7 protein-coding genes are annotated in these 5,332 nt (G+C 35.6%); 6 read left to right on the top strand and 1 reads right to left on the bottom strand.

The window, feature by feature from the left end:
* Nucleotides 1–527: 527 nt before the first annotated feature.
* The 6 genes from IQ228_RS20335 (at nucleotide 528) to IQ228_RS20310 (ending at nucleotide 4,867) form a co-directional block, all read left to right on the top strand.
* Complete coding sequence (locus tag IQ228_RS20335) at nucleotides 528–1,460, top strand: LysR substrate-binding domain-containing protein (RefSeq protein ID WP_193964177.1); 933 nt, start codon at nucleotides 528–530, stop codon at nucleotides 1,458–1,460.
* 384 nt (nucleotides 1,461–1,844) lie between these two features.
* Complete coding sequence (locus IQ228_RS20330) at nucleotides 1,845–2,492, top strand: DUF1003 domain-containing protein (protein WP_193964176.1); 648 nt, start codon at nucleotides 1,845–1,847, stop codon at nucleotides 2,490–2,492.
* A gap of 175 nt (nucleotides 2,493–2,667) precedes the next feature.
* Entirely contained in the window at nucleotides 2,668–3,372 is a 705-nt protein-coding gene (locus tag IQ228_RS20325; RefSeq protein WP_193964175.1) for a cadmium resistance transporter, read from the top strand.
* A gap of 14 nt (nucleotides 3,373–3,386) precedes the next feature.
* Nucleotides 3,387–3,689 (top strand): hypothetical protein, encoded by a 303-nt coding sequence (locus tag IQ228_RS20320; RefSeq protein WP_193964173.1) that lies wholly within the window; start codon nucleotides 3,387–3,389, stop codon nucleotides 3,687–3,689.
* Nucleotides 3,690–3,819: 130 nt separating this feature from the next.
* Nucleotides 3,820–4,443 carry a hypothetical protein gene (locus tag IQ228_RS20315; RefSeq protein ID WP_193964171.1) on the top strand — a complete coding sequence of 208 codons (624 nt, stop codon included), beginning with the start codon at nucleotides 3,820–3,822 and terminating at the stop codon, nucleotides 4,441–4,443.
* Nucleotides 4,444–4,603: 160 nt separating this feature from the next.
* Nucleotides 4,604–4,867 (top strand): hypothetical protein, encoded by a 264-nt coding sequence (locus tag IQ228_RS20310; RefSeq protein ID WP_193964169.1) that lies wholly within the window; start codon nucleotides 4,604–4,606, stop codon nucleotides 4,865–4,867.
* Nucleotides 4,868–4,906: 39 nt separating this feature from the next.
* Here the strand turns inward: IQ228_RS20310 and IQ228_RS20305 are convergent.
* Nucleotides 4,907–5,332 (bottom strand): hypothetical protein (locus IQ228_RS20305; RefSeq protein ID WP_193964167.1); only part of this gene is annotated, 426 nt, incomplete at its 5' end.

Raw genomic sequence — 5,332 nt, 5'->3', positions numbered from 1 at the left:
AAAAACAACAACTCAAATTTCAGATTAATCTGACAAGTTCTGCGTGAAAATTAATTTCTCAGTACGTCAAACATTAAATATAAAACACTCGTAATAGGATGGGAATTTAATTTTGTAAAAATTTCAGAGGGAACTCCGAAGCAACAGGGAACAGAAAAAACTCATAAGTACCTGGGCACAATTAATTACATATTAGTTATTTACCAATCCTTTGTCGGTCAAGGATTTTAGACCAGATTTTTGTGTAATTAATTGTGTCTGATTACTTATTTAAAAACACGAGATTGAAATAATGATACTGTTTTTTTTCGGGCTACGCATCTTTTAAAAACATCTTTTTAGTGACTGAGCTTTAAACTGGTATAAATGAGTGTTTCTTATCTGTTCCCTATTCCCTTTTTTTGTAAGTCTTATCTGGATAATCAAAGTTAAATTTTAACTTTACACAGCAGTTTTATTTGAGTTTTAGACTGATTTATGAATTCTGATAATTCAATTTTAACTAATATTTTAAGGAATAGTTATAAATGGCAGGAATGACACTGGATCAGCTACGCATCTTTATCGCTGTGGCCGAACACCTACACTTTACCCGTGCAGCCGAGGAGCTATATATTACTCAACCTGCGGTAAGTGCAGCGATCCAAAACTTAGAGCAAGAATATGGAATCAAGTTGTTCCATCGCATTGGCCGCCATATTGAAATTGCGGAAGCGGGTAAATTATTGCAACTGGAAGCAGAGAAAATTCTTAACCAAGTCACGTTGACAGAAAGGGGATTACGGGAATTAAATAATTTACAAAGAGGTGAACTAAAATTAGGTTCAAGTTTGACAATTGGTAATTACTGGCTACCAAGTAAGATTAGTGAATTTAAAAGTCAATATCCGGGGATTGAAATTAACTGTACCCTTGCTAATACAGAGGAAATTTGTGTAGGAACAGCAACAGGACAGTTTGATTTGGGTTTGATAGAAGGAGAAGTCAAAGCATCATTGCAAAATACTTTGGAGTATGAAATTATTGGGAGCGATCGCCTACAAATTGTTGTTGGTAAAACTCACCCTTGGTTTGAATATCCAAAAATTAGCCTCACTGAATTATATCAAACTCCTTGGGTCATGCGAGAACCTGGTTCAGGAACACAGCAAAGATTTGAGGAAGCCTTGCAAAATTGGGGAATTAATCTTGATCAACTCAATGTGACATTGGTTTTTAACAGTGGAGAAATGGCAAAAGCTGCTGTCGAAAGTGGTGTCGGTGCAACTGGGATTTCTGAGTTGATGGTCAAAAAAGAACTGCAACTAGAGACTTTACGAGCTATTCAAACGATAGATGATCGCCAAGGTTCTGGTGTGAATGTGGAAATAGTCAGACCCTTTTTCAAACTCAAACATAGACAGAGGTTTCAAACAGCTATTTCCAAAGCCTTTGAACAGATTTTATTATCTTCTGTCTGATCAATTTCCAACTAAATATTAGCACTCATTATTTTTACCTGATACCTAATATAGATATAGATATAGATATAGCAATCCTATTTGATTTATGTTCACGTAGTATGCCGGAGGAATCACGGAATTTTTAAAACGATAGCAAAGCGTGGCGTTAGCCATACTGCTCCAGACGCAGAGATAGAGAAAAAGAGGTGTTCATATCTTATTTATTTAGGATTGCTATATCACCCTTACTAGATCACAAAGCCGATGTGGTATTGAGGGTTTCTAGCATCACTTTTATTTATCGTTTTAAAAAGAAAGAGTATTTGCTTCTATCAGTTAGTCGGCGTACATTAAATGTCATCAGGTCAAACAAAAATTGAAATCACACAAACGAGGTGCAACATGAATACTAAAAACATTAAAAAAAATCAAAACCCCCATGTTGTAGTGCAACAACCAACAGTAGTTCAAAATATCGCTTCTGACGACTTGACTGCTGGACAACACTTAGCTGATAAATTTGCAGCCCAAGTAGGTTCTTGGAAATTTCTCATTTGCCAAAGCACTATTTTAGCAGGATGGGTAGGAATCAATTTAATGCCTGGAGTTCCTCACTGGGATGAATCTCCATTCATGATGCTTAACTTAGTGTTTTCCTTTGCTTCAGCTTACACAGCCCCCATTGTATTAATGAGTCAGAATCGCCAATCTGATACAGATCGCAAAAATGCAGACATTGACCACCAAGTAAATATCAGAGCCGGACAAAATATTGAACTCCTCCATGAAAAATTGGATAAATTGCACAGTCAACAATTAAACGAACTAACTCAAATTGTCAAAGAGCAACAACAAGTTATCAAAGAATTGAAGGTAGTTTTAGCACCTCCTGGCAAAGAGAATAAAGAAGCAAAAGTAGCTATATTACCAGGAATTTATGCACAAACCAATAACAAATTCCCTAAAGGAAATGTCATTAATATAATGTTTGAGGCTGATCAACCAATTGGAGACAGCGAGAAAGTCATTCATAAATTGACTCATCACTAAAAGTGTGTCTCAATTACGTTTTCATCACTCTAGAGCCTGAGAGTTTGAATATTATCTAACTCGATGCATTTCTAAATTAAACTCTCTCTGCTCTGAATTTAAGAACCCTACAAGTATTTATATTACCTAATATTAGGTTGAGCAATTCTAGCTAAAAGATTAAGGAGAAATAAAAATGGAAGAATTTCTAACTGCTATTCCTACAGGAATTACAGCTTTTACCGCGACAAACTTGGATGATTTGGTTATCCTCACACTGTTATTTTCTCAGGTTAATTCTACTTTCCGTCGTCGGCATATTGTGATCGGTCAGTATTTGGGTTTCTGTACTCTGATAGTTGCTAGTATGGTTGGTTTTTTGGGAGGTTTAATATTACCATCCCATTGGGTTGGACTTCTCGGTTTAGTACCTATTACTATCGGCATCAATAGGTTACTCAATCCTGAAAGTGATTCATCATCGGAAACAGAATCAGAATTTGAATTAACTCATGGTTCTGCTTTTGCTAGTTTTGTTTCTCCCCAAGCTTATAGTGTAGCGGCTATTACCATTGCTAATGGTAGTGATAATGTTGGTATTTATATGCCGTTGTTTTCTCATACTAGCTTTTCGAGTTTATTGGTGATCATTGCAGTCTTCTTGCTGCTGGTTGGGGTTTGGTGTTATGTGACTTACAAACTAACTTGTCAGAGGGCGATCGCTGATATTCTCACTCGTCACGGTAATAATCTTGTTCCTTTTGTATTGATAGGTTTAGGTGTGTTTATTATCATAGATAGTGCCTCCCTCACTCCCATTGCTTTAGTTGCTAGTTGTTTATGTTTAGTAGGACTAATTAAAATAGTTCAAAATTCAAAATTTAAAACTCAAAGTTTATAATCAGTGCCAAAGTTATGCTACTTTTACGATTTTCTTTAGTAGTGTTAGTAATTTTAGTCAATTTAGTAATTGCTCTCCCCTCTTGGGCAGAAACAAACCATTTAACGAGCAATGCTGACTATTTTCAAGTAGGACAAAAAGTAATTTGGCTTTATACGCCCCGTGCAGATTCTCCAGATGTTCAAAGGATTACTGCTGAGATAGTTAAGTTAGGTTCTAAACAAATACAAATTAAAGTCCCATTAACTAGAAATGAATTTCTTAATCGGTGGGTAAATCGAAGCAAACTGGAAAACTTTCATCCTCCGAAAGATTGATTATTTTATTCTAATGAATTAAGAAATTAATAACAACACTCAAGTAAATTATCTACAATACTAATTATTCAAATTGTTTTCAATTTTTAGTGAAAACAAATTCTGATTTCCCACACAGGAGAAAAAAAATATGCAGTTTATTAAACTCGTCATTGTTACCCTTGTCTTATTCGTAAATTTAGCGATCGCTCAACCCTCTTGGGCAGCTAAGAATTTCACCAAAGGGGCTGATTATACTGAGATAACTCAGGAACTCAATCACCTTTTGCCACTTCAGAACACACCTGAAGAAGCTGGTTATACACCTGAACAACTTCAGCAGAGGGTATTACAACTACAGTCTCAAAAAACTATCATTGAAACTGCCAATAAGCGGGCGCAATGCCGTAATGAAACAGGAAAAACATTAGCTGTTTATGCTAACAAAGGGAAAAAATATCCCACTCAACTTTATTACTTAGCTGCTGGACAAATCACTGATGATGATTGGGATTGTGATGGTATTTATCTACCCGCAGGAACTCAGGTAGTTCTCAGTCCCAATTCTCAACCAGAACAATTGACTGATGCTATCGCTGTTAAGTTTGTTGATGGTACACAATCAATCGCTAAAACCAATCCTGCTACTGGTGCAATTGAATTGAATGTTGAACCTGCCAAAATATTTAAAGCAGGTGAGGGTAATTGGTCAATTCCCTCTTTATCTCAAGCAGAGATTGATACACAAATTCCTAGTCCACAACTCATTGACTAATCTTGGCTAGATAATTCAACTTTTATGTACATAACCCATAAAAGTTGATTTTTTACATTCACAAGCCTCAGTCACTCGCTCTCGAAATGCTTGATTTAAAGCAGTTATCCAATTCGGGTTCTAGTGTATCTGAACGCACTTGGACCCAATAAATAAAAACATGACTTTCTACAATCAATCTAATTTTGAAATTCGTTGTGAGTGGGGAAAAAAGGGAGTTGAACAATTAGCTCCCATTAGTGATGTCGTAATCATTGTAGACATTCTTTCATTTTCCACTTGCATTGAAATTGCCAATAGTCTCAACGCTATCGTCTTTCCCTGTGAATGGAAAAATGAATCTGCACAAGAATTTGCTCAGTCTGTTAATGCAGAATTAGCCACTAGACATCGAAACCCTTATCGGGTGGGAGTCGCAAAATGAGATTTATAGAATAGCAAAAACTTTAAAACACTAGCCTTGTTATGGCTCCTCTATATCTTCCTTGACTTCTTCAAATTTAAAATCCAATTCCAAAATAAAATCAAACCATTTATGTAGAAAAATGCGAAAATCTTTGGGTGATACTATTACAGCCCAGTATTTTCCTTTCTCTGACTTTTGGGGTTTAGCAACAAAAAACATATTATCAATAATATTATCTTTATCTCCTTCCACAAAAATATTGCCATGCGCTAATGCATTCCTCAAAACACAAAGTATTTGTGAAACTTTATGCTGTTCTCCCATCTTAGAATAATTATTTGTTCCTCGCCACCCATTGATATTATCCTCTCGACGCGTAACATCAGTAGAAATATGCCAAGGGGAATTGAATTCTTTATTATCACTAAATTCTGAGACAAAAGATTTATCAACAATATCTAAATATTTTGAATACGGATGGTT

The sequence above is a fragment of the Dolichospermum sp. LEGE 00246 genome (genome assembly GCF_015207865.1).
Taxonomy (GTDB): domain Bacteria; phylum Cyanobacteriota; class Cyanobacteriia; order Cyanobacteriales; family Nostocaceae; genus Dolichospermum; species Dolichospermum heterosporum.
Note: the sequence above shows the minus strand (reverse complement) of the source record. Positions and strands in the feature narration are given on the sequence as shown.